Source organism: Metabacillus sp. 113a (assembly GCF_050107635.1).
In the GTDB taxonomy this organism is placed as follows: Bacteria; Bacillota; Bacilli; order Bacillales; family Bacillaceae; genus Metabacillus_B.
Window position 1 is genome coordinate 147,345 of record NZ_JBNILJ010000002.1, and the last position, 24,245, is coordinate 171,589.

Here is a 24,245-nt window from a genome sequence, read left to right on the forward strand (position 1 = left end):
GCGGAACAAGGGTTAGGAAAGTGGGTGCCAGAGCTTTAGTTCTTTATCAGAGTGCGGGCCAGACCCCTCTGGGCCGCCGTGCAGAGCTGAACGAAGAACGAAGAAGCTGTGCGGAACAAGTACCTCCGACCCCTGACGCGGTAAAGTACTGAGGGCCAGAGGCGGAAATCTCTCGTCCTTACTCCTCCAACAGATTTATACTTAGGTGCCGGAGCAAAGTCAGTAGACATAACTGGGGTCGGAGGCTTCCTCCGACCCCAGTTTTCAGTCGTTTTGGGGACAGAGAGGAGACTCTGTAAACCCTTATGGTGCAGGGTATCGGACAGAACGGGGACGGAGGTTTAGTGCTTTAGCAGAATGAAGGTCGGAGGCGTACAGGTACCCTCTCGTATAAAATCGGTGCCGGAGCTTTAGTGCTTTAAAGAAGGCGGTGGCAGAGACGTACAGCTATCAGGCCTTGTGCGTCAAGGCTTCACGCCCCCGGTGCCAGAGCTTTAGTGCGGCAGCGAAAGTGGGGCCAGGCACGGTGCCTGGCCCCTGCTGCTTTAAAGCAGAGCGGGACAGAGGCTTGATGGCTCAAAGCGTTGCGGAACAAGGGTTAGGAAAGTGGGTGCCAGAGCTTTAGTTCTTTATCAGAGTGCGGGCCAGACCCCGCCCTAATTATAGTCCCCTTTAATCCCTGTATTAGCTCTTACCACAATTTCATCAAACTTGCCTTCAGCCTCTTTCTTCCTGGAAAGAACGGTTCCGAGAAAAGCTCCGATAAAGCCCAGCGGGATAGAGATGATTCCGGGATTTGTAAGGGTGATTAGTGGTGTTCCTTTAAAGATGGCAGCTCCTGCTTCGGGCGACCAGATGTTGGGGCTGATCGCGACCAAAAGAAGGGAGCTTAATAACCCTGTTAACATCCCGGAAACAGCTCCGGCGGTGTTAAAGCGCTTCCAGAAAATGGTCAGCAAAATGATGGGAAGATTCGCGCTTGCAGCAACTGCAAAAGCGAGTGCTACCAAAAAGGCAACATTCATCTTTTGGGCAAATAGAGCGAGCAGAATAGAGAGGATGGCGACTCCTACTGAGGCCCATCTGGCAGCTACGACCTGCTCCTTTTCGGTGGCTTTTCCTTTTCGTAAAATATGGCTGTAAAAATCATGTGCAAAGGCTGAGGCAGCTGAAAGGACAAGGCCCGCTACTACAGCCAGAATGGTCGCGAAGGCGACGGCTGAGACAAAGGCGAATAAAAAGTCTCCTCCCAGAACCTGTGCAAGAAGCGGGGCTGCCATGTTTCCGGCTGCGTTGGCTTCTACGATTCTGTCATAGCCGACAAAGGCTGCTGCGCCAAAGCCGAGAAAGATGGTCATGACGTAAAAGATTCCAATGATCCACGTTGCATACACGACGGATTTTCTAGCGGTAATGGCATCTTTAACTGTGAAGAAACGAATTAATATATGAGGCAGTCCGGCGGTCCCAAGCACAAGTGCGAGATTGAGCGATATGGTATCAAGGGGGTTCGTGAACTTATTTCCAGGGTTCAGGAAGTTTTCGCCAAGCGGTGTTGCTGTCTGCATTTCAGAGAACATTTTCATTACGTTAAAGTCGAATTTTGCAAAGACAATCACTGAGATAATAAACGTTCCCACCATTAGGAGCAGGGCTTTAACAATCTGAACCCAGCTTGTGGCCGTCATTCCGCCGAAAACCACATAAATCGTCATCAGCGTTCCAACAATCAATACCGACCATATGTAGTCAATCCCAAGCAAAAGCTTGATTAAGGCGCCGGCACCTACGAGCTGGGCAATCATATAAAAGATAGAGATGGAGATTGTATTTAATGCAGCAACTCCCCGGATTTTTTTATTGTTAAAACGGGCGGCAATCATATCAGCCATTGTATATTTTCCAAGATTCCTAAGCGGCTCGGCTACAATGTACAAGACGACGAGATAGGCAACGAGAAAACCGATGCTGTAAAAAAAACCGTCAAAACCAGAAAGCGCTACCATTCCGGCGATGCCCAGGAATGAAGCAGCCGACATATAATCCCCTGCAATGGCCAGCCCGTTTTGCCAGCCGGTCAGGGACCCGTCGGCTGTGTAAAAATCACTTGTTGTTTTAGTCCGTTTGGACGCAGCAAAGGTGATGACCAGTGTCAGAGCAACAATGGCTAGAAAGAGAGAAAAAGCTAATAGATTCATAAGATCCTCCTTAGTTTTTTGCGTCCTCGACAATTTCTTCAACTAATGCATCAAAAGAGGCGGCTTTTCTGGAGTACATGGAGCATAGAACCCAGGTCATAACAAATTGGGAAAAGGCAAAAACCCATGCCCAGCTGATTGCACCGACTGCCGGTGTATTGAGAATCTTTGTATAAGCCGTGAGGATCGGAAGTGTAAAATAAAAAGCTAGAAAAAATAAAGATAAGGGCAAAATGAACGTTTTCTTTTTGGAAAGCAGTGTTTTAAATGCGGGAGATTCAGCGATGGCTGTATAATCGATTCGCGCTCCTTTTTTTCTCTCAGCTTGTACCTGCACCTCTTCTTTACTGTCCATAAAGCAATCCCTCCTTAATAGAATAAAAAGAATCTCCTTTATTATAATTAATTCAGAAAAATAAGTAAATTCAGTCTATTTATTTTAATACAATATGCTTTCTTATTTCGGCTGATCAGGGACTATTGACTCTTCCAGATTGATACTATTGGAGCTTGTGAGTCTCTTTCCGAAAAAGAAATAATAGAAAGGAGCAAAATAGATAAAAAAGATTTGCCGGCTGCGTGGATAGAAGGAGAACATATTCTCAGGAGGAACAGCTTTGAAAAAAAGTGTAAAGCCGATTGTCTCTTTTAGTTTTGTCTTTATTTTGATCTTCTCTTTGATTGCACCGGTTCAGTCGAATGCAGCCGGAAGCGGTACGTGGTCCAGCCCGTATTCTGTATCTCAGGCAATCAGCAGCCAATATGGTTCTTCAAAGACTGTTCAAGGCTATGTCGTGGGACAGCCTGTTTCAGCCACCTCAGTCATAACGAGCGGCTATCCGAATGATTATGCAGTAGCAATCGCAGACTCAGCCTCGGAAACGAACCCTGCTAATATGATTTATGTGCAAGTTTCTTCTTCCTACAGAAGCAGCTTCGGGCTTCAATCCAATCCTTCTTTAAAAGGCCAGTCCATTAAAGCAACAGGTGCATTGTCCGCATATTTTTCCCATGCAGGATTAAAAAGTCCAACCCAAATGGAAAAAGCAGGCGGCACGGTTCCTCCGGATGATGACGGAGGTTCAGACGGCGGCGGAGGAACGACTACCCCATCGCCATATGATGGAACCTATTACAATTCAGCCATTGGCAAAACTGGAGCTTCCTTAAAATCAGCTCTTCATAATATTATTGACGACCACCGTGAACTCTCTTATGACGCCGTTTGGGATGCATTAAGAAATACAGATGAAGACCCAGCTAATTCTAATAATGTGCTTCTCCTTTATACAGGCCGCTCACAAAGCAAATTTGCTAACGGCGGAAATGTTAACGACTGGAACCGGGAGCATGTCTGGGCAAAATCCCACGGTGATTTCGGCACATCCATGGGACCGGGAACCGATATTCATCACCTTCGCCCGACAGACGTATCCGTAAACGGTTCCAGGGGAAATCTTGATTTCGATAACGGCGGATCCCAGCATTCAGAGGCGCCAGGCAACTATTTCGACAGCGATTCATGGGAGCCGCGCGATGAAGTGAAAGGCGATGTAGCCCGGATGATTTTTTACATGGCTGTGCGCTATGAAGGCGACAGCGGAGAACCGGATCTTGAGCTGAACAATTATGTGAATAACGGATCGGCTCCATATATGGGGAAAAAATCCGTGCTTTTGCAGTGGCATCAGCAGGACCCTGTCAGCAGCTGGGAACGAAACCGCAATGATGTAATTTACAGCGATTATCAAAATAACCGCAACCCGTTTATCGATCACCCTGAATGGGCGGCAGCTGTATTTAATTAAAAAAAAGGACCTAAGAGAGCTTGCTGAAACTGCGCTCCTGGGTCCTTTTTTTATTCTGTGCTATTCCAAAATATACGTCTTAATGAGTCCGGCAAATTCTGAGAAGTCTTCGTTCTGCTCCAGATTATAAACCATCCCTTTAATTACGGGCTTCCTGAGCTGTTTGCCCTGCAGCTCATCTTCGAGAACATCCAAAGTAATCATCATTTCTTCATTATCATGAGCAAGCTTCCTGATTTCCTGAAGCTGTTCAAGAAGATATTCCGCGGAACCAATTTTAGCTGTCCGCAGGGACTTCCACATTCTTTTTAAGTCCTGTTCTGAAATAATCGGGACAAGAGGGCTTTCGTAAAAACCTGCTACCAAGTGGTCCATCCGTTCAAGGAGAAAAGCACCAAGCTGTGCTTTGTCAAAATGAAGAACATCAAAGATAATCAGCTCCAGATAAGCACGGAGCAGCCCTTTTGCCATAATGATCAAATCACCGAGAAACGGCCGGATCTCATCTCCGTAAATGGAAATTAAGTATTTTTCATAAAGCAAATAGCCTTCCCATTCTTTCTGACGGAAAAAATTTTCGATTTCTTTATTAAAGGGAACGGTTTGCTCCCTTAGCTGGGTAATAATAAATTCGCGATGCTGCGAAATAACATCAATGGTTAGTGAAATCCACTCAACAAACCGTGCTCTAGGTTCCAATTCTTCAATTTTTGAAGCTTGTTCTTCAAACTGAGAATGATAATGCTTCAAAATTGACAGAAGAAGAGCATCCTTTGATTTAAAATGAAGGTAAAACGCTCCTTTTGAAATACCGCTCGCAGATGCAATCTCCTGAATGGAAGTAGCCTGGAATCCTTTTTCCGCAAAAAGCTTTATGGCGCTTTGGATAATCATCAGTTCTTTATCGTTCATGTCCTTCGCTCCCTAAAGAGGATATGACCGTTCACACTATTTTCATTGACTATGACTAGGTGGTCAGATATATTATAGATGGTTGTGACCAACCAGTCAATTTACATAGGAGGACAGCAATGAATCGAATAATCGGGTTTTCGTTAAAGAATAAGTTTGCCGTGTGGCTGCTCACGATTATCATTACCGCAGCCGGCTTGTACTCCGGGCTGAATATGAAGCTCGAAACCATCCCCAACATTAATACCCCGCTGCTTACGGTAACCACGGTATACCCTGGCGCAACGCCGCAGCAGGTTGCTGACAAATTGTCGGAGCCGATGGAAAAGAAGCTCCAGAATCTAAACGGAGTCAGTACAGTGAGTTCCTCCTCCTTTCAAAACGTTTCATCCCTTCAAGTAGAATACGGATATGAAAAAAACATGGATGAAGCCAAGCAGGAAGCAGAGGATGCATTGAGCTCGCTGGAGCTGCCGGACGGAGTAGAGGCCCCCGAGGTATCGCGCCTCAGCCTGAATGCTTTTCCGGTCATCGTTCTAAGTGCCTCAAGTGATGAGGAATCCCTTGAAGAATTAACGAAAAGAGCAGAGGAAGAAATACTCCCGTCCTTTGAAGGGATTGAAGGAGTCGGATCTGTTCAGCTGACAGGCCAGCAGGTCGAAGAGGGCCAGCTTGTTTTTAACCAGGATAAGCTCAAGGAGTATGGACTGGATGAAGAAACCGTCCAGAATATGATCAAAGGTTCAGATGTCACTGCCCCTCTTGGGTTATATACATTCGGAAACACAGAAAAATCAGTTGTAATAGATGGAAATGTCTCAACCGCTGAAGAGTTGAAAGATATTGAAATTCCTGTCATGCCTCAAGGTGCGGCTGGCCAGCAGTCCCCTCAGCCAGGCGCTCAGGAAGGAGGAGCGCAGCAGCAGAATCCTCAGCAGGGCACCCAATCCGGTCAGGATGCCGGATCAGCAGGTCAGGCTCCTGCACAAGGACAAGGATCAGCCGGTCAGCAGGGCGCACCTCAGCAAGGTGCTTCAGCTGTCCAAAACCCTCCAGCTCAAGGACAAGCACAGCCAAACCAGGATGTGAAGCTCCCGACTGTGAAGCTTGGTGAGCTCGCAGATGTGAAAATTGTCGGCAAAGCGGAATCGATTTCGAGAACAAATGGAGAAGAATCGATTGGCTTCCAAATTGTGAAATCTGAAGATGCCAATACAGTAGATGTTGTAAATGCAGTAGAAAAGCAAGTGAACGAACTGGAAAAGGAATATCCCGGTGTTCAATTCACCTCCACCTTTGACCAGGGAGAGCCTATTGAAGAATCGGTAAACACCATGATCAGCAAAGCATTATTCGGAGCAGGATTCGCTGTTCTGATCATTCTTTTATTCCTTAGGAATATCCGGACGACGATTATTTCCGTCATTTCCATCCCGCTTTCTCTTCTTATAGCGGTTTTGATTCTGAATCAAATGGACATCACCTTGAATATTATGACGCTTGGTGCCATGACGGTTGCCATCGGGCGGGTTGTCGATGACTCCATTGTTGTCATAGAGAACATATTTAGAAGGATGTCACTGAAAAATGAACCGCTAAGAGGCATGGAATTAATTAAATCGGCGACGAAGGAAATGTTTGTTCCAATTATGTCCTCAACGATTGTCACCATCGCGGTATTTCTTCCGCTTGGTCTCGTAAAAGGAGTAATCGGAGAGCTGTTCCTCCCGTTTGCCTTAACCATCGTCTTCTCGCTGCTTGCCTCTCTTCTGGTAGCCATCACGATCGTTCCGATGATGGCACACTCCTTCTTCAAAAAAGGAGTCAGCGAAAAGCAGCATAAAGAAGAAAAGCCCGGAAAACTGTCAGGCTTTTACCGAAATGTCCTGAACTGGTCATTAAACCATAAATGGATAACATCAGCCATTGCTGTTCTAATGCTAGTCGGAAGTCTTGCGCTCGTTCCGGTCATCGGAGTCAGCTTCCTTCCGGATGAAGAACAGAAGATGGTGATGGCTACGTATAGCCCTGAGCCGGGACAGACCCGTGAAGAGTCTGAAAAAATTGCTCTCGATGCCGAGAAATATTTTGATGGCCGGGAAGGAGCAGGGACGATCCAATATTCCCTTGGCGGAGAAAACCCGATGAATCCCGGGGCTCAAAATCAGGCACTGTTCTTTGTCGAATACGATGAGGAATTCAAAAATTTTGAAGCTGAAAAAGAACAAGTAATAAAGGACCTCCAGGAAATGACTCCAAAAGGAGAATGGGGTTCCCAAAGCTTTTCCTCAAGCGGCAGCAGCAATTCCCTAGAGGTATTCGTTAATGGGGAAGATATCGAAAAAATCAAACCTGTAGTGGAAGATGTAGAAAAAATCCTGAATGATACAGGCGATCTGGAAAATGTAGAGAGCGGATTATCCAAAACGTATGATGAATTTACACTCGTCGCTGACCAGAAAAAACTGAGCGAACTAGGTCTTACTGCCGGCCAGATCGGCATGGAGCTTGGCCAGCAAACGCAGCGCCCTGTCGTGACCACCATCGAGAAAGACGGCAAGGATGTAAATGTTTATTTGGAAACGGAAGATGAAAAGCTCGAAAACATTGAAAGTTTAACAGATAAGAAAATCACTTCCTCCCTCGGACAGGAAGTAACGATTAATGATGTTGTAGAAGTAGAGGAAGGCTCCACTTCCGATACGATTACGAGAAGAGATGGAAAAATCAGCGTTTCCGTTTCCGGTGATATTAAATCGGATAATGTCGGAAAAGTATCAGCTGATGTGCAAACAGAAATAAACAATGTGAAAAAGCCTTCCGGAGTAGAGCTTTCCATGGGCGGAGTCAGCCAGGACATTGAAGAATCCTTCTCCCAGCTTGGCCTGGCCATGCTTGCAGCCATTGCGATTGTCTATCTGATACTCGTTATCACCTTCGGAGGCGGACTCGCACCGTTTGCCATCCTGTTCTCCCTGCCTTTCACCTTAATCGGTGCACTTGCAGGATTGTACATCGGCGGAGAAACCATCAGCATCTCTTCTATGATCGGAGCGCTGATGTTAATTGGAATCGTCGTAACCAATGCGATTGTCCTGATTGACAGGGTTATCCATAAAGAACACCAAGGACTCACAACCCGCGAGGCGATCCTCGAGGCGGGAACGACCCGTTTGAGACCGATCTTAATGACCGCTCTCGCCACAATCGGCGCACTTGCTCCTCTTGCACTCGGACTTGAAGGAAGCGGTCTGATCTCAAAAGGACTAGGAATAACAGTTATCGGCGGTCTGACAAGCTCAACCCTGCTTACGCTGTTAATTGTTCCGATCGTATATGAGATTTTAAGTAAATTCCGTAAGAAGACGCTTAAAGAAGAATAAGCAGAAAAACCGGCCATCCCATGTGGAGAGGCCGTTTTTTTTGGATTATCAATGGCAGTGGGGAGTCTGGGAATGGACAACTCTCCATAGGTAAAGGGATTGCGATGTCAGACAACGAGTGAAAAGGGGAATAGCAAGCGATGTCAGACAAGGATGTCAGACAACGGGGGAAAAGGGTGCGATGTCAGACAAGAATGTCAGACAACGGGGAAAAGGGTGCAATGTCAGACAAGGATGTCAGACATCGGGGGAAAAGCGTGCAATGTCAGACAAGGATGTCAGACAACGAGGGAAAAAGGGTGCGATGTCAGACAAGAATGTCAGACATCGCGAAGAGAAGCGTGTGATGTCAGGCAAGGATGTCAGACAACGGGTGAAAAGAGGGTGCGATGTCAGACAAGGATGTCAGACAACGAGTGGAAAGCGTGCGATGTCAACAATAATGTCAGACAACGAGGGAAAAGTAGGCGGTGTCAGACAAGGATGTCAGACATCGGGGGAAAAGGGTGCAATGTCAGACAAGGATGTCAGACATCGGGGGAAAAGGGTGCAATGTCAGACAAGGATGTCAGACAACGGGGAAAAAGCATGCGATGTCAGGCAAGGATGTCAGACAACGGGTGAAAAGGGTGCGATGTCAGACAAGGATGTCAGACAACGCGAGAAAAGCATGCGATGACAGACAAGAATGTCAGACAACGGGGAAAAAGCATGCGATGTCAGGCAAGGATGTCAGACAACGAGGGAAAAAGGGTGAGATGTCAGACAAGAATGTCAGACAACGAGGGAAAAAGGGTGAGATGTCAGACAAGAATGTCAGACAACGGGTGAAAAGCATGCAATGTCAGACAAGAATGTCAGACAACGGGTGAAAAGCATGCAATGTCAGACAAGAATGTCAGACAACGGGTGAAAAGCATGCAATGTCAGACAAGAATGTCAGACAACGAGGGAAAAAGGGTGAGATGTCAGACAAGAATGTCAGACATCGCGAAGAGAAGCGTGCGATGTCAGGCAAGGATGTCAGACAACGGGTGAAAAGAGGGTGCGATGTCAGACAAGGATGTCAGACAACGAGTGGAAAGCGTGCGATGTCAACAATAATGTCAGACAACGAGGGAAAAGTAGGCGATGTCAGACAAGGATGTCAGACAACGGGTGAAAAGGGTGCGATGTCAGACAAAAATGTCAGACAACGCCAGAAAAGCACGAAATGTCAAACAGTGCATGCCGGAAAAAAATAAAAAACCAGCCGGCCCCCAATAAAGGAAACCTGGCTGGTTAACTATTTTTCAGCATTCATTCAGTTGAATCCTACCTCAACCTCTACCCCAAAATGATCCGATACTACATTCTTATTAACCCCGTTGAATATGACGGCGGAACTCGCAACACGGAGTGGCTGATTGGTTAAAATCAGGTCAATCCTGAGGGGGTTTTCGTTTTCTTCCCAGCCTGCAATCTTTCCTGGGACAGTGATGCCGCTGTCTTTTTCTTCAGCCAGCACGAACGTGTCTAGCAAGCCTTGGCTTGTTAGGAGGTCGTAGCCTTCGCCGCGGATGTGGGCGTTGTTGTTAAAGTCTCCCATCAAGAAGAAGCGGTGTTCCTTGTGCACTTGACGAAGGAGGGACATGGCCTGTTCTTTAAATGGCTCTTCCGCATCGTCCCACCAGCCAAGGTGGCAGGAGTAGAAGGAGATGAGTTCTCCTTCAGCCTCTGCTGTTACCCCGACGATTCTTCTTGTTTTCCAGTAAGCAGGATCGGTGCTGTTTGTGATGAGGAAGGAATGGGTTTCCTTAATCGGATATTTGGTCAGGATTGCCGAGCCTTCCTCATAAATGTCGTATCCGATATGCGATTGGCCCCAGTGAAGCTCGTACTCTGAGGAGCCCAGTTTGTTAAGCTCGCTCAGCAGGACTACCGCATAATTGTCCTTTTTTATCAGTCCGTCTGCTGTTTCAGCATTCATAGATTGATTGACTTCCTGAAGGGCAATGACATCATAATCTTTTTCTGCGATGGTTCTGGCAAGGGTTTTTATTTTTTCCATTTGGTTTTCTTCAATCCAGGCGTGGCAGTTGAGAGTAAGAAGCTTCATATTATGCTCCCAGCAGGTCCTGAATGTCAGATTTAATTACGTCAGCTTTTGGTCCGTAGATGGCCTGGACACCTTTGTCTTTTACAATCAGGCCAAGAGCGCCTTGTTCTTTCCACTGCTGCTCGCCTGCAACAGCGGCAGGGTCTTTAACTGTAACGCGGAGACGGGTCATGCATGCGTCTACGTCCGTGATGTTGGTAGCTCCGCCCAGAAGTTCGATGATGGCAGGAGCAAGTGATCCTTCTTGAACGGCCCCGCCTTTTTTCTCTCCCTCGCCCTCTTCAATATAGTTGCCGTTACGGCCTGGAGTAGGGAAGTTAAAGCGTTTAATAAGGAAATGTGCTACTCCGAAATTGAGTCCGAAGAAGACAAGACATGCAATGATAAAGTTAACGAAATCCATCCATAGACCTGCTTTGAAGATCATAGGTGTGCGGGTTAAAAGCTCAATGAATCCGAAAGAGTGAACACGCAGGTTGATGACATCTGCAAGGGCGAAAGCCAGACCTGTTGTAATGGCATACACAATATACAAAAGAGGTGCAGCGAACATGAACATAAATTCAATCGGCTCTGTTACACCAGTCAGGAATACAGCAAGACCGGCAGAAAGGAACATGGATTTGTACTTTTTACGCTTGTCCTTATCGACATTGCGGTACATGGCATAAGCAATCCCGATCAGGGAAGCAGTTGAAAGGATCATCTGTCCTACTTTAAATCTGGCAGGGTGGACATCCTCGAGAAGCTTTTGATAACCGGCTTGATTTCCTTCTGCAAGAAAATTATTCAGGTCGGCAATCCATGCAAGCCATAGCGGGTCCTGCCCTGATACGATCGCTCCGGCGTTTGACCCGGTAAGGACGGTGTAAGTCCCGCCAAGTGCCGTGTAGTTCATTGGTACAGTCAGCATGTGGTGCAGTCCGAAAGGAAGGAGCAGTCGCTCTAAAGTACCGAAAATAAATGGAGCAATGATGGGTGCTGTATCTTTAGAAGATGCAATCCATTTTCCAAAGTCATTAAGCATTCCCTGAATAAACGGCCAAACGAGAGAAAGAACGATTGCGGTAAGAACGGAACCTCCGATTACGGCAAAAGGGACAAAGCGCTTGCCATTAAAGAAGGCTAGAGCATCAGGAAGTTTGTTGTAGTTGTAATATTTGTTAAAGAGGTTCGCTCCCAGGAAGCCGGAGATAATTCCGACGAAAACTCCCATATTAAGAGCAGGAGCACCTAGAACCGTTGTGAAAAAATCTTTAACCAGCAATTCCTGTCCGAAAAGGGAGTTAACGACAGCCTCCGGATCGTCAAACATGGCACCGCTTACTCCGAAGATCGCGCCGGTGATGCGGTTAATTAGAACGAATGCAATGAGAGCTGCAAATGCTCCGCCCGCGCGTTCTTTGGCCCACGAGCCCCCGATAGCTACTGCGAACAGAATGTGAAGATTCGTAATGATGGCCCAGCCAATATCCTCCATGACTCTTGCGATGGTCATGACAAGTGCGAGGTCTCCGCCCATCATGGCAACCAGTTTTCCCAGTGAAATCATAATTCCGGCAGCCGGCATAACCGCTACGACAACCATTAGCGCTTTTCCGAATTTTTGCCAGAAATCAAATGTGAATAAACTTTTCATTTCTTGCTCCTCCTCCATGTATGGGCTTACATTGATGCGTAAAAAAACGTTTATTTGTTACCGATTACATTTTACTGAAAAAATATAAATTAAGATTGTGCAAATAAGTGCAACCGTTTGCATACTGATTATATGAAATCTGTTACAGTATTGCAATACTTTCTAAAAAAATTTTTTTTGAACCAAAAATTAACCGGAAAGTTTTTTTATAAGGTTAGAATTCGGATTTTTAATAAAAAATATCCATGTACGATTCGAGAAGGAGGACGTGAAATGAAGTATTGGATTATTTCATTAGCAAGCATATTATTCTTAACTCAGCCTGCAGCAGGAGCAATAGCCAGGGAAATTTCTTTGAACGGGAAAGAACCGCTCGAGATGAAAGTTACAGCCAGATACGAGAGCGGGGCTGCATTTAATGAGGGAGGAACGGAGATTGTCGCCTACGACAAAAAAACGAAGCAGCTTTTTTCAATTAACGGAGCAGAGAAGGCGCTGGATATAATTAGTCTCGCTTTGGATCCGGAGGGGGATTTTTCAGCCTTGAAAAGGGTTAAGCAAATTCCGCTCGGCGAATTAAGTCCATCCATAAAAGCGATCAGTGATATTACGAGCGTTGCTGTGAGCCCGGACGGCAGCTTCCTGGCTGTGGCAGTGACGGCAGAGCCTGAAACAGATCCGGGCTATGTGATTTTTCTGAAGACGGATGGAACGTACATCCATCATGTCAGAGCGGGGGCCCTTCCGGATATGGTGACGTTTACTCCTGATGGGAAGAAGGTGCTGTCGGCCAATGAAGGGGAACCAAGCGGGGATTACAAAGTCAATCCCGAGGGCTCTGTCTCCATTATTGACCTATCGAATGGAGTGAATAAAGCCAAGGCTAAAAACGTTCTGTTTGATGAGAATGTAAAGGTGGATAGAGGAATCAGGAAAGTAAATCCTGACAGCACCCAGCCGCAGAATTTCGAGCCCGAGTACCTCGCTGTCAAAAGCGACAGCAGCAAAGCATATGCCGTGCTTCAGGAGAGCAATGCAATTGCCGAGCTGGACTTAAAAAAAGGGGCGTTTACAAGAGTTTATAATCTGGGCTACAAGGATCATTCCCTGTCTGAAAACGCAATGGATGCTTCAGGAACAGACGGAAAAATTGATATTAAACCCTATCCTGTCTTAGGGTTGTATCAGCCGGATGGAATCGCCATTTTCAAGATGAATGGAAAAGAATACCTGATTACGCCAAATGAAGGAGATTCACAGGATTATGAAGGCTACTCAGAAGAAATCATCACAGCGGAAGCAAAAGACAAATTTGATCTGAAGGCCAGACATTTTAAAGGGCTGTCCCAAAAGCAGATTGACAGAATGGTGGAGGCAGGTCTGTTTGACGAGTCCCAGCTCGGAAAGCTTGTGATGACAAAATCTGCGCCGGTCAATAAAGAAGGAAAGTATGAGGCGATATACAGTTTGGGGGGCAGGTCCTTTTCTATTCGCGATACAGAGGATATGAAGCTCGTCTGGGACAGCGGAGCGGAGCTTGAAAAAATAACCGCAAAGGCCCTTCCGAAATACTTTAACACCCCGAATGATGAGAATCTCCTTGATGACCGGAGCGTGAAAAAGGGTCCGGAACCTGAAACGGCGGCAGCCGGGATTGTCGATGGCCAATATTATGCCTTCATCGGACTTGAGGGTACGGGTGGAGTGGCCGCGTATCAAATCAATGACCCGGAAAAACCTAGGTTTTCTGCCTATTATTCCACGAGAGAGTTTAAAGGGGACGAGCCTTCCGGTGATGTGGCACCTGAGGGAGTTCTCTTTATAAATGCAGAAGACAGTCCAAACGGACGGCCGCTGCTTGCAGTTGCGCATGAAGTAAGCGGGACCATTGCGGTCATGGAACTTGGAGGAGGAAGCAGCGGCAAAGAGCATGTTGTCAAAAAAGGCGAGACATTGACAGACATTGCTGGCATGTACGGAACTGCACCGGAGTATTTGAGGGCTTTGAATGGCTTAAACAAGCCGGATCTCCTCTTCGTTTCCCAGCGTTTAAAAACGGGTCCGGTAAATACGCAGTACAAGGTGGAAAAAGGGGATACACTTTATGAAATTGCGGCAAATGCAGGGGTTCCCTGGCCGCGGCTGATGAAAATAAATTATATTGAAGACCCTGATTTTATTATGGCAGGACAGACGCTGATGGTTCCTGAACAATAAGCTGAAACCGGCGGTGTTTGCGTTAAGCAGACAGCCGCCGGTTTTTATTATTTATTCTTTTTGAATCTATCTTCGGAATCTGAATCATTCTTTGTTTTATGCTTCTTCTTTTCATCCTGCATGTCCTGCTTCAAATCCTCAAGCGGAATTGAATCAACGTTTTGCTCTTCCTCGAACTGATCATGCATGCTTTCTTTATCTGTCGGAACCTGTTCGGGATGATCTTTGCGGTGTTTTGTGCTTTCCTTCGACAAAATCTCCACCTCCCTGATATAATTCTGCTATTCCACTTTTCCCTGAAAATGAAACGCTTTGATTCCCTTTTTTGTAAGCGTTTCATGAATTTTATTTTTCTGCTAGCAGTCTTTAAAAGTCTTTAAAGGAGGGAACTTCTTTTAAATCAATAATTATCCAATTATGTGACGATATTGTGAAAAAATAATGAACAAGTTATGACTTTTGTATGAAAACTGGATGACATTATGAAATGGAAAAGACATTTCTGTTTATGGTCTGTTACTATAAGGGTAAAAGTTTAAGTGGATTAAGGGTATTGGACTTTTTTGTCATTTTTGCACAAGGATTGGGAAGGATGGTGAACCTTTTGGGTAAATATTTAAAACCTTTATTTTTGTTTGGAGCTTTAATTTCAGTATTCTTGCTTGGCGGCTGCAGCCAGATGGCAGTTCTCGATCCTAAGGGGCCGGTTGCTGCAGAGCAAAGAGATCTGATCATGCTCTCCATCGTATTCATGCTGTTTATTATAGCAGTTGTATTTGTCTTATTTATTCTCATCATTATAAAATACCGCGAGCGCCCTACAAACATGGGGTACGAGCCGCCTGAAATGGAAGGCAGCAAGTTCCTTGAGGTTGTATGGACGATCATCCCGGTTATTATTGTAATCGCGCTTTCCATCCCGACTGTTCAGGCAATTTACAGTCTGGAAGAAGTTCCTGAAAGCGAACACTCCGATAAGGAGCCTCTTGTCGTTTATGCCACTTCAGTAGACTGGAAATGGATTTTCAGCTATCCGGAAGAGGATATTGAAACAGTTAATCAGCTTTACATTCCTGAAGACCGTCCACTGGAATTCCGTTTAACTTCAGCAGACAATATGGCATCATTCTGGATTCCGCAGCTCGGCGGACAGAAATACGCGATGTCTGAAATGGAAATGAAGCTTTATCTTCAGGCTGACGAACCGGGCACCTATGAAGGCCGTAACGCCAACTACACCGGTGAAGGATTCACGGATCAGCGCTTCAAAGTATATGCACAGACAGAAGAAGAGTTTGCCAGCTGGGTAAAAGAAGCCCAAAGTGCTCCTGAACTGAAAGAAGAGGAGTATGAGAAGCTGATGTTCCCGGGACACGTGGAACCGATGAAATTCTCATCTACACACCTTGATTTTGTGGATCACGCGAAAGATCCTGAATACGTGCTTCGAATCAGGGAGAAATACGGCATCACTTACGAATCACATCACTCAAAGGATGAAGAGAAAGAACAGAATGACACCGGGGACGAACTAGGCTCCAACTAGGAAAGGAGGAAATTGAATGTTTGAATTTATAAAGAACAATCTGATCCTTGATGATCCGCTGATTATGGGAGCCCAGGTATCTATTGGTCTTACAACCATTGCAATCATATTCGTTCTGACCTATTTCAAAAAATGGAAATGGCTCTGGACGAACTGGCTAACAACTGTTGACCATAAAAAACTTGGCATTATGTATATCATTGCCGCGATCCTCATGCTGTTCCGCGGAGGGGTTGACGCTATGCTCATGCGTGCGCAGCTCACGGTCAACAGCGCTGAGTTTCTAAATTCACAGCATTACAATGAGATATTCACCACTCATGGTACGATCATGATTATCTTCATGGCAATGCCGTTCCTGATTGGATTGATGAACGTTGTCGTCCCTCTTCAAATCGGAGCGCGCGATGTTGCCTATCCTTATCTAAACTCATTGAGCTTCTGGACATTTTTCGTAGGAGCTATGCTATTTAACATCTCCTTCGTATTTGGAGGATCTCCTTCTGCAGGCTGGACGGCCTACATGCCGCTTGCCGGAGTGGAAAGTTCTCCTGGACCGGGGCAAAACTATTACCTGCTTGGCCTGCAAGTAGCTGGTATTGGTACCTTGCTGACCGGTATTAACTTCATGGTAACGATTTTGAAAATGCGTGCAAAAGGCATGACGCTTATGCGTATGCCAATGTTTACATGGACTGCTCTCATTACATGCTTAATCATCGTTTTCGCATTCCCTGTACTGACTGTAGCACTTGCTCTTATGACATTTGACCGTTTGTTCGGTTCTCATTTCTTTACGCTGGCAGATGGCGGTATGCCAATGCTGTGGGCGAACCTATTCTGGATTTGGGGACATCCTGAAGTATACATTGTTGTGCTTCCGGCATTTGGTATTTTCTCTGAAGTTATTGCAACCTTTTCCAGAAAAGCACTGTTCGGCTATAAAGCCATGGTCGTAGCGATTGTTGTTATTTCCGGTTTAAGCTTCCTTGTTTGGGTCCATCACTTCTTCACGATGGGTTCAAGTGCAGGTGTTAACTCGGTCTTCTCGATCACGACAATGGCAATTGCCATCCCGACAGGAGTTAAAATCTTTAACTGGCTGTTTACCCTCTATAAAGGGAGAATTAAATTTACGGTTGCCATGCTATGGGCGCTGGCCTTTATCCCGACCTTTACTATCGGGGGAGTAACAGGGGTTATGCTTGCTATGGCGGCTGCTGACTATCAGTATCACAACACATACTTCCTTGTAGCCCATTTCCACTATGTGCTCATTGCAGGTACTGTATTTGCATGTTTCGCCGGACTATACTACTGGTATCCGAAAATGTTTGGACACAAGCTGAATGAAAGAATTGGCCGCTGGAGCTTCTGGCTTTTCACAATCGGCTTTAACGTATGTTTCTTCCCGATGTTCTTCCTTGGTCTTGACGGTATGCCTCGCCGTGTGAACACGTATGATGCATCTGACGGATGGCAGGATTTGAATATCGTTGCTTCAATCGGAGCACTGGGTATGGCTGTAGGATTTGTGGTTCTTGTGTATAACATCTATTACAGCTACCGTTATGCTGAAAGAGAACAAACAGGCGATGCCTGGGATGGACGGACACTTGAGTGGGCGACCACTACCGCCATTCCGCCGCACTATAACTTCGCCGTTATTCCTGAAGTAACAGGAATGGATGCATGGTGGAGAATTAAACAGAAGAACAAAACAACCGGCAAGAGAGAAACAGTAGATTATAAACCGATTCATATGCCGAGCTATTCCGGCAGACCGCTGATCATGTCTGTATGCTTCGGTATCGCAGGCTTCGGTATGGTATTCTCTCTATGGTGGATGGCGATCATCGGGCTTATCGGCGTCTTTATCACGATGATCCAGCGTTCATTTGATTATGATGACGGCTTCTACGTCAGCGTAGAAGAGATTCAAGAAACTGAAAAACGGGCAACCGTATAAAGGAGGCGTGCACATTGGGACATGCTCATACACATGATGGTTCTAACACGCCGCTTGAATACCAATCTGAAATAGGCAGATTGAATATTCTTGGCTTCTGGATTTTCCTTGGAGCGGAAATTGCGTTGTTCTCAACTCTTTTTGCAACCTATTTCGCACTATTCAACCAAACGGCTGATGGCCCGCTTCCAGGAGATCTATTCAAAGTTGAAGGCGTACTGATTATGACATTCCTGCTTTTAACAAGCAGTTTCACATGCGGTATTGCGATTCATGAGCTCCGCCGGAATAACATGAAGGGTGTTTTCATCTGGACGATTCTCACCCTTCTGCTCGGCGCAGGATTTGTCGGGTATGAAATATACGAGTTTATCGAGTATATTCATGAAGGGGCAGCATTAACAACCAGTGCTTTCTGGTCAGCCTTCTTTGTTCTGGCAGGTACTCATGGACTTCACGTATCGCTTGGTATCGTCTGGATATCATTGATTCTTATTCAGGTGAAAAAACGCGGTCTGACTCCTCAAACCGCAACAAAGCTATTCATCTCAAGTCTGTACTGGCATTTCCTTGATGTCATTTGGATCTTTATCTTCACTGGAGTCTATTTAATGGGGATGGTGCTGCATCATGGCTAGTCAAACACAAACATCTCATGACAAGTTTCCTTGGAGCCATGTGGTCGGATTTGGTTTGTCAATCGTACTCACTCTTATCGCACTGTGGGTTGCGTTAGCTTCAGGCTTTTCCAGTACGACCATCTTAATCGTAATTTTCGTTTTTGCTTTCTTCCAGGCTGCCCTGCAGCTGCTCATGTTCATGCATATGACGGAAACGAAGAGCGGCTGGATCCAAACCATAAACACTGTTTTCGCTGCTTTCATTGCTGTAGTTATCGCAGCCGGTACAGTTTGGGTTATGGGTTCCCATGGCGGACACTCTGAGCATCAGAAGAATCCTCCTGCACACGGTGAGCATGGAGAAGAGCATAGCGGACATTAACTGATTCAATTTAATTGATGCATGATGTGAATCAAGAGCCTTGGGAAGAATTCCTGTGTAAAGCTGCAGAATTCCCCCAACCGCTGAAATCATATAAAAAAACCGGAAGCCACAGTTCCTGCTGGAACAAAGGCTTCCGGTTTTTTTGTGCTTCTCAAGAAAAAAACCTTGCATCCATGCGATGCAAGGCTTACTCAATAATAGGTGATTTTGGTGAATGCTTTTTATCGTGCTCACGTTTAATGATAGGGAAGGCATAAATCAGGAATGCTGCGATATGGGCAAAAATGACATTGCCGACGAAGATCATATTGAGGACAAAGTGGTCGATGAAGTTAAGGCTTCCGCTGAGATAAAGAATAAAATAGGTCCACATCCCAGCAATAAAAGGAATGTGAATTAGAGCTAATTTTTTTCTTTCCGGCCAGAGAAATAAAGGAGTCGCGGTTGCAATGAAAAGATAAACAACGAAAACATCCATTTCATTTACCTCCTTAAAATTTTTGGTAACGCTTACATTACTTGGCCAATTTGTGGCAGATAAAAGAACAAATTGTGAACGTTTTGTTACAATTAGTATATCACAAAATTCTGAAAATTAAAGGGTTTTATTTGAGAATTTCTGCCTATTTTTTCATTCATCTATTGGTTAAGGAGAGCTCATATGTTTAGCATTTCTTAAATGTGGAATTTTTATACTACAAGCTTGCTGCCATTTACATATGCACAGCAAAATAGAAACTCAGTGTCTAATTGAACAAAATTGATAGGGAGGCGTCAACATGTCAGTGAAAGCTCTGGTACTAAACTGTTCCTTAAAGAAAGGCGATGAAGAATCAAATACAGAAGCCTTAATTAAAAAGGTTACAGGCATCATGCAGCGCGAGGGTGTTTTTGCAGAGGTCGTAAGAGTGGCAGATTACCAGGTATCCTTCGGAATATCAGATGATATGGGGGACGGAGATGAGTGGCCCCAGATCTTTGATAAAGTAAAGGAAGCAGATGTTGTAATCATTGGCACACCTCTTTGGATCGGAGAAAAAAGCAGCATTGCAACGATGGTGATGGAACGGATTTACGGTGGAAGCAGTTTAACGAATGAAAAAGGGCAATCCATTTATTACAACAAAGTCGGCGGCGTTGTCATTACCGGAAATGAAGACGGAGCAAAAGATGCAGCCAAATCCATTCTATATGGTCTGTCCCATATGGGCTTTACCATTCCTCCTAATGTGGATACATACTGGGTGGGGGAAGCGGGACCTGGTCCGTCCTTTATTGAAGCGGAAGGCTACAAAAATGAATTCACCCAGCAGCATGTTCAAATGCTTGCCTACAACCTCATGCATTTCGCTAAAATGCTAAAGGAGAATCCAATTCCGGCCCAAGGAACCGTTATTCAATAACAAGGTCTGTAAACCAGCGATGTTAAGAACCCGGGAAGCTTTTTCCGGGTTTTCGTTTTGGGTACTTTTGAATGAGGCCCATCGAACGGGAAGAATGATCTTATAATAGCTTCGAAAAGATCCGAACACCCTTGAGTATGCCAAAGCAATAAAGTTTCCTTTCTTATTCTCATACATATCGGTTTGTGACATAATAAAGAAGAATTTTCAAAAAGAAGGGTGTTACATATGAAGGAGCAAAAACAGCTTTCACGGCGAAAGCTTTTAGGGATAGCAGGAATGGGCTGGATGTTCGATGCAATGGATGTCGGTCTTCTTTCCTTTATCATTGCGGCCCTGGCAATAGATTGGCAGCTGAGGCCCGATCAGATGGCATGGATTGGATCGGTGAATTCAATCGGTATGGCGGTTGGTGCACTTGTATTTGGTTTAATGGCAGATCGAATTGGAAGGAAAAATGTCTTCATTATCACGCTTTTGCTGTTTTCGGTTGGAAGCGGATTATCGGCATTGGCATGGGCTCTTCCGATTTTCTTAGTTCTTCGTTTTTTAATAGGGATGGGACTAGGGGGAGAGCTTCCCGTTGCTTCGACCCTTGTGTCAGAGAGTGTAAAGCCTCACGAACGCGGAAGAATTGTTGTCCTGCTGGAAAGCTTCTGGGCAGGCGGATGGCTGCTGGCAGCACTTATTGCTTATTTCATTATTCCGAGCTTCGGATGGCAGACGGCTCTCGTTATTAGTGCACTGCCGGCATTTTATGCCCTGTATCTCCGCTGGAACCTTCCGGACTCAAAGGCCTTCAAAGCCGTCCAGTCTAAGGATAAAGAAACCGTTTGGAAGAAAATGGCCAAGGTATGGCAAGGGAAATACACGAAACGCACCGCCATGCTCTGGATTCTATGGTTTTCTGTCGTGTTTTCCTATTACGGAATGTTTTTGTGGCTTCCGAGTGTGATGACGTTTAAGGGATTCGATTTGATTAAAAGCTTCCAGTATGTTTTGATTATGACTCTTGCCCAGCTGCCCGGCTATTTCAGTGCTGCCTGGCTGATTGAAAAAAAGGGGAGGAAATTTGTTCTGATCGTTTACCTTAGCGGAACAGCCCTGAGTGCTTATTTTTTCGGGAACGCAGAAACTGCCTCAGCCCTTCTCGCTTTTGGTATGCTCCTATCCTTCTTTAACCTTGGTGCCTGGGGCGCGCTGTATGCTTATACACCAGAGCAATATCCAACTTCGATTCGGGGCACCGGCTCGGGCATGGCTGCTTCATTTGGGCGGATTGGCGGAATTTTAGGACCATTGCTCGTCGGTTATCTGATTGCAGAAAAAGTGGAAATCGGAACGATCTTCACCATCTTCTGTTTTTCCATTATTGTCGGCATTCTCGCTGTTGCCTTTTTAGGAACGGAAACAAAGCAGACAGAAATGGAAGAGTAGGAAACAGCCACGCTTAAACGATTGAAAATCGCTTAAAGCGGTGATATATTGATAAACAGAAAGCTGCCGGCAGCCCTTTGCCGGCAGTGATTTTTTTGCGGCCATTGCTACGTAAAACGAAAAAGGAGGGTGCCTTATGCTGACGAACGTAAAAGAATACAGCCTGCTCATTATCGGATCCTTCTTTTTTGCCATTGGAGTCAATTTTTTTGCGATTCCGAATGAGCTTGGAGAAGGCGGTGTAACGGGGATCTCCATGCTCCTTTACTATGTATTCAGCTGGTCTCCGGGGATTACGAACTTTATACTGAATGGAATGTTGCTAGTATTCGGATACCGGCTTCTAAGCAAGCGTGTCACGTACTATTCCATCATCTCCATCTTCTTCACATCCGTTTTTCTTCACTTAACGGAGGGTATGGCTCCCTCGTCAGACGATACGATATTGGGGACCGTCTTTGCGGGGATTTTTATAGGGGTCGGGTTAGGGCTTGTGCTTCGCGCGGGCGGAACGACAGGAGGCTCAGCGATCCTTGCAAGGATGACGCAGAAATATCTTGGCTGGAGTGTAAGCAGCTCGATGCTCCTCTTTGATATGATTGTCGTATTGAGCTCCTACTTCGTCATCGGTGCAGCCAATACGATGTATACCGTCATCTCCATTTATATCAGCACAAAAGTATTGGATTACATTTTAGAAGGCTTCGATACGCGGAAAGCAGCCACCATCATTTCCGACCATGCAGATGAGGTAGCGGCGAAGGTTAATGCGGATATGGACAGAGGGGTCACCGTGATTACAGCAAAAGGAAGCTATACGCAGGAATCCCGGGATATCCTTTATATCGTCATTAACAAGCAGGAGCTGTTTATGCTAAAAAAAATAGTCCACAAAATTGATGATAAAGCATTCGTCGTTATTCATGATGTGAGGGATGTCTTCGGAGAGGGATTTACGTTTCCTAAAACCTAGCTGGCAGCTTCTTGAAGGATTAAAGAATGGAGCAAAGCCGGCATACATATTTATGGGCTGTTTAAAAAGCCCTGCTGAGAAAAGAAACCCCCGGAATACCGGGGGTTTTCTTTGTGGAAATCGCGTCATTCTAAAAAATGGGATCCCCTCACATGGTACTGCCACCCACCTCAAAACAGCAAATGAGCAGCAATTACGATGACTGGAAGGGTAATAATCGTTCGCTGCAGAAAAATAACGAACAGTTCCCAGAAGGATACTGGAATTTTTGACCCTAAAAGCAATCCGCCAACCTCTGACATGTAGATCAGCTGGGTGACAGAGAGTGCAGCGATGATAAATCTTGTCAAGTCGCTTTCAATGTCTGATCCGATGACGGATGGCAGGAACATATCGGCAAACCCGACCATAATCGTCTGGGAGGCTGCCGCAGCTTCAGGCACCTGCAATAGCTGAAGCAGTGGAATAAACGGAAGCCCGAGCCATTTAAACACGGGAGTAAATTCAGCGATAATCAATGCGATCGTGCCGAGGGCCATAACGATCGGGGCAACCCCCATCCACATATCCAGCACATTTTTGGAGCCATCCTTGAAGAACTCCTTTACTCCTCTGCTTTTTGCAGCTTTGTCTGCAGCTATTTTCAATCCCCAGCCTGCACGTGAGTATTCTGCAGGAATCTCTTCGTTCAATCCGGCTGCCTCATCATTAGCATACGTATCCGCTTTTCTGGAGAGCGGAGGGATTCTAGGGCAGATGATAGCCGCGACAATTCCAGCGGCTGCAATTGTCAGATAAAATGGGAAAAAGTAGCTTTGAAGTTTGACCTGCTCAATAATCACGATACTGAACGTAATGGATACAACAGAAAAGGTTGTTCCGATTACAGCTGCTTCTCTTTTCGTATAAAAGCCTTCTTCATATTGTTTGCTCGTCAGCAGAACACCAATCGTCCCGTCGCCAAGCCATGAAGCGAGACAGTCTATCGAGGAGCGGCCGGGAAGCTTGAAAACCGGACGCATAAACTTCGCAAGCAGAGCGCCGAAAAATTCGAGCAGACCAAAGTTAAGAAGAAGCGGCAGGAACAGACCGGCAAACAAGAAAACACTGAAAAGCACCGGCAGCAAATCGCCGAGCAGCAGCCCCCCTGTATCGTTAGACCAGATCCACTCCGGACCTGCTTTAAATAATGTAAGGACAGCAAATACAGCCCCTAGTATACGGGCTATAAACCACACAGGCTGCACATCGAATAAAGAAGTGAAGAACGGACTGTTTTTCATAAATGCCGGTTTCACTGTTTTAGCTAACACGGTGCCAGCGAGTGCTAAAATAATGATGATGGTCATAATAGCTGGAAGATAGCTGCCGAGCACATCCTGAAGAATGCCTGACATGATGGCAATTGGAATCGTAATGGCCTCTTCATATTGAATGGGAACGATAAAAAGAATGATGCCAATTAGTGAAGGGATGAGAAATTTGATTATGCTGGATGGCGGGATTCGTTTCTTTGTCAATGTAGTCAATATGAAAACTCCTTAAAGGGATGATAATTTATGCAACGTTACTCATTTTAATGCATTTAACGAAAAATGCAATGTTTTTGGACTACTTTCTTTATTTTCCTATTGATCTCGATTTCAAACCTTTATAA

18 protein-coding genes are annotated in these 24,245 nt (G+C 45.5%); 10 read left to right on the plus strand and 8 right to left on the minus strand.

Annotated features, from left to right (window positions below):
- Positions 1–656: 656 nt before the first annotated feature.
- Together ACQCVE_RS05065 and ACQCVE_RS05070 are read right to left on the minus strand one after the other, a co-directional pair.
- Complete coding sequence (locus ACQCVE_RS05065) at positions 657–2,198, minus strand: solute symporter family protein (RefSeq protein ID WP_426861922.1); 1,542 nt, start codon at positions 2,196–2,198, stop codon at positions 657–659.
- Between the two features lie 10 nt (positions 2,199–2,208).
- Complete coding sequence (locus ACQCVE_RS05070) at positions 2,209–2,553, minus strand: DUF485 domain-containing protein (protein WP_426861924.1); 345 nt, start codon at positions 2,551–2,553, stop codon at positions 2,209–2,211.
- A gap of 262 nt (positions 2,554–2,815) precedes the next feature.
- Here ACQCVE_RS05070 and ACQCVE_RS05075 point away from each other — a divergent pair, with 262 nt between their 5' ends.
- The gene (locus ACQCVE_RS05075; protein ID WP_426861926.1) at positions 2,816–4,006 is read left to right on the plus strand and encodes an endonuclease; all 1,191 of its coding nucleotides are present in this window, start codon (positions 2,816–2,818) and stop codon (positions 4,004–4,006) included.
- 60 nt (positions 4,007–4,066) lie between these two features.
- On the opposite strand, the gene ACQCVE_RS05080 is transcribed toward ACQCVE_RS05075, so the two are convergent.
- Positions 4,067–4,918 carry a TetR/AcrR family transcriptional regulator gene (locus ACQCVE_RS05080; protein ID WP_426861928.1) on the minus strand — a complete coding sequence of 284 codons (852 nt, stop codon included), beginning with the start codon at positions 4,916–4,918 and terminating at the stop codon, positions 4,067–4,069.
- Between the two features lie 119 nt (positions 4,919–5,037).
- Here ACQCVE_RS05080 and ACQCVE_RS05085 point away from each other — a divergent pair, with 119 nt between their 5' ends.
- Positions 5,038–8,301 (plus strand): efflux RND transporter permease subunit, encoded by a 3,264-nt coding sequence (locus ACQCVE_RS05085; RefSeq protein ID WP_426861930.1) that lies wholly within the window; start codon positions 5,038–5,040, stop codon positions 8,299–8,301.
- 1,303 nt (positions 8,302–9,604) lie between these two features.
- On the opposite strand, the gene ACQCVE_RS05090 is transcribed toward ACQCVE_RS05085, so the two are convergent.
- Positions 9,605–10,399 (minus strand): endonuclease/exonuclease/phosphatase family protein, encoded by a 795-nt coding sequence (locus tag ACQCVE_RS05090; RefSeq protein WP_426861932.1) that lies wholly within the window; start codon positions 10,397–10,399, stop codon positions 9,605–9,607.
- Position 10,400: 1 nt separating this feature from the next.
- The gene (locus ACQCVE_RS05095) at positions 10,401–12,038 is read right to left on the minus strand and encodes a PTS transporter subunit IIBC (protein WP_426861934.1); all 1,638 of its coding nucleotides are present in this window, start codon (positions 12,036–12,038) and stop codon (positions 10,401–10,403) included.
- A gap of 273 nt (positions 12,039–12,311) precedes the next feature.
- Between ACQCVE_RS05095 and ACQCVE_RS05100 the strand changes: the two genes are divergently transcribed.
- On the plus strand, positions 12,312–14,255 hold the full coding sequence (locus ACQCVE_RS05100) for a choice-of-anchor I family protein (RefSeq protein ID WP_426861935.1): 1,944 nt from the start codon (positions 12,312–12,314) through the stop codon (positions 14,253–14,255).
- Between the two features lie 47 nt (positions 14,256–14,302).
- Here ACQCVE_RS05100 and ACQCVE_RS05105 read toward each other — a convergent pair whose 3' ends face one another.
- Complete coding sequence (locus tag ACQCVE_RS05105) at positions 14,303–14,518, minus strand: hypothetical protein (RefSeq protein WP_426843172.1); 216 nt, start codon at positions 14,516–14,518, stop codon at positions 14,303–14,305.
- A 329-nt stretch (positions 14,519–14,847) separates the two neighbouring features.
- On the opposite strand from ACQCVE_RS05105, the gene qoxA reads away from it, so the two are divergent.
- Genes qoxA through qoxD form a run of 4 tightly spaced genes read left to right on the plus strand, consistent with a single transcriptional unit; the run spans position 14,848 to position 18,772 of the window.
- On the plus strand, positions 14,848–15,801 hold the full coding sequence (gene qoxA, locus ACQCVE_RS05110) for a cytochrome aa3 quinol oxidase subunit II (protein WP_426862131.1): 954 nt from the start codon (positions 14,848–14,850) through the stop codon (positions 15,799–15,801).
- Positions 15,802–15,817: 16 nt separating this feature from the next.
- Positions 15,818–17,770 carry a cytochrome aa3 quinol oxidase subunit I gene (gene qoxB, locus ACQCVE_RS05115; protein WP_426843170.1) on the plus strand — a complete coding sequence of 651 codons (1,953 nt, stop codon included), beginning with the start codon at positions 15,818–15,820 and terminating at the stop codon, positions 17,768–17,770.
- A 14-nt stretch (positions 17,771–17,784) separates the two neighbouring features.
- The gene (gene qoxC / locus ACQCVE_RS05120; RefSeq protein WP_426843169.1) at positions 17,785–18,408 is read left to right on the plus strand and encodes a cytochrome aa3 quinol oxidase subunit III; all 624 of its coding nucleotides are present in this window, start codon (positions 17,785–17,787) and stop codon (positions 18,406–18,408) included.
- Complete coding sequence (gene qoxD, locus ACQCVE_RS05125; protein WP_426843168.1) at positions 18,401–18,772, plus strand: cytochrome aa3 quinol oxidase subunit IV; 372 nt, start codon at positions 18,401–18,403, stop codon at positions 18,770–18,772. The genes qoxC and qoxD overlap by 8 nt, the downstream gene beginning before the upstream one ends.
- Before the next feature lie 190 nt (positions 18,773–18,962).
- Here qoxD and ACQCVE_RS05130 read toward each other — a convergent pair whose 3' ends face one another.
- Positions 18,963–19,253, minus strand: coding sequence for a spore morphogenesis/germination protein YwcE (locus ACQCVE_RS05130; RefSeq protein ID WP_426843167.1), 291 nt, complete (start codon positions 19,251–19,253; stop codon positions 18,963–18,965).
- A 301-nt stretch (positions 19,254–19,554) separates the two neighbouring features.
- Here ACQCVE_RS05130 and ACQCVE_RS05135 point away from each other — a divergent pair, with 301 nt between their 5' ends.
- The 3 genes from ACQCVE_RS05135 to ACQCVE_RS05145 all read left to right on the plus strand — a co-directional run bounded on the left by ACQCVE_RS05135 (position 19,555) and on the right by ACQCVE_RS05145 (position 22,588).
- Positions 19,555–20,178 (plus strand): flavodoxin family protein, encoded by a 624-nt coding sequence (locus tag ACQCVE_RS05135; RefSeq protein WP_426861937.1) that lies wholly within the window; start codon positions 19,555–19,557, stop codon positions 20,176–20,178.
- 228 nt (positions 20,179–20,406) lie between these two features.
- Entirely contained in the window at positions 20,407–21,615 is a 1,209-nt protein-coding gene (locus ACQCVE_RS05140) for an MFS transporter (protein WP_426861939.1), read from the plus strand.
- 136 nt (positions 21,616–21,751) lie between these two features.
- A complete protein-coding gene (locus tag ACQCVE_RS05145; protein WP_426861940.1) occupies positions 21,752–22,588 on the plus strand; it encodes a YitT family protein in 837 nt (278 codons plus the stop codon).
- A 170-nt stretch (positions 22,589–22,758) separates the two neighbouring features.
- On the opposite strand, the gene ACQCVE_RS05150 is transcribed toward ACQCVE_RS05145, so the two are convergent.
- Positions 22,759–24,117: a YjiH family protein gene (locus tag ACQCVE_RS05150; RefSeq protein ID WP_426861942.1), complete on the minus strand. Its 1,359-nt coding sequence runs from the start codon at positions 24,115–24,117 to the stop codon at positions 22,759–22,761.
- Positions 24,118–24,245 lie beyond the last annotated feature (128 nt).